1 protein-coding gene and 1 pseudogene are annotated in these 1342 nt (G+C 58.2%); both read right to left on the bottom strand.

All coding sequences use genetic code 11. The features are described 5' to 3' along the window. Positions 1-441 (bottom strand): IS110 family RNA-guided transposase (locus tag EP867_RS19610; protein ID WP_128491095.1); only part of this gene is annotated, 441 nt, incomplete at its 3' end. A gap of 211 nt (positions 442-652) precedes the next feature. Beyond that, a pseudogene (locus EP867_RS19605) lies at positions 653-1342 on the bottom strand (IS5 family transposase); the annotation flags it as partial.

The raw sequence follows: 1342 nt of genomic DNA, 5'->3' as shown, positions 1-1342 counted from the left end.
GAATTCCGTCAGGTGGCCACGAAACGCGTTGATGAGCTGGGTGCGCTGACGGATCAGCACTTCTCGGACCCGAAAGACCATGGCTGACCCTTGTGTCCGTTCGCTCTTCACCGGCACGAAGCGCATCGTCGGCCGTTGGGCCGCTTCGCAAATCGCTTCGGCATCGGCGGCATCATTTTTTTGCCGCTTCACGAAGGGTTTAACATAGGCCGGCGGGATCAGCCGAACCTCATGGCCCAGCTTGCCTATCTCACGTCCCCAGAAGTGCGAGCCACCACAGGCTTCCATGGCGACAACACAAGGTGGAAGCGTCGAGAGAAAGACCAGAACCTGATCGCGCCGCAGCTTCTTACGCAGAACGGCTTTTCCAGACTGATCGGCACCGTGAAGCTGGAACACATTCTTTGCCAGATCCAGACCGATTGTTGTAATCTCCGACATGACCGCCTCCCTAATGGATTATGACGATCCCACCTTGGCACAAAGATGCCGTCGGGGGGCGGTTACAACATCAGAGTCGCATCAGAGGCCGGATACATGTCAGCACCCGACAGCGCGTCAAAAGGATCCAGATTACCCTCTTGCGCAAGGGGCGGTTATACATGTTGCAGAAACCCTGCGCTGTCCAGATTTCCTCCTAACCCCTTTTTTCTCAGGTCACGCGTTCAATATCGGCGGTGCCGAGTGCATTGAAGCGGTTCATGAGTGCGATGCGGATGTGGACCTCAGCGGTTTGTCTGTCCGGCTCTCGTGAGGCTATCCGCTCACCGAAGGATTTGAGACAGCGCATTCTTACCTCGATCCGACTTCGCACATGATATCCGGACCAGTGCTTCCAGTTGGCTCGCCCAAGGCGCCTTGTTGCCCGCAGGATGTCGTTGCGCGCACGGGCGGCAGAGCAGTCCTCCTACCAGAGACGGCCATTCCTGCGGATCGGGATGACGGCTGTGCCGCCACGCTCCAAGGATCGCGGTGTGGCAACGTCGGGTGTCGAAGGCGCCGTCGCCAGTCACGGTGCCGATCTGTTCATCTGGGGGGATCTGATCCAGAAGGTCCGGCAGGACAGGGCTGTCATCGTGACGGCTGGATATCTGGACCGACAAAGTCTTCTGTCTGCGGCTCAGTGTGGAAAAATCCGGCACCGGCCAGTCGAGCCCGGCCATTTCCCAGAATGCTGGCTACAATGCCAGTACTTTGCCGAAGCGGCAGGCCGAAGAGCACTTTCAACATGAGACAAAACTGGATCGCTGCATCAGAGAATACCGGCGGGCGGCCGGGTGGTCCTGTCTCGGAAGTGGTGGAAATTTGAAGGCGGCGTAATCTCCGGGTGAACTGACACCCA

It is taken from the genome of Falsigemmobacter intermedius, from assembly GCF_004054105.1.
GTDB classification, from domain to species: domain Bacteria; phylum Pseudomonadota; class Alphaproteobacteria; order Rhodobacterales; family Rhodobacteraceae; genus Wagnerdoeblera; species Wagnerdoeblera intermedia.
The sequence above is the reverse complement of the archived record's forward strand: the minus strand, read 5'-3'. Positions and strand labels throughout refer to the sequence as shown.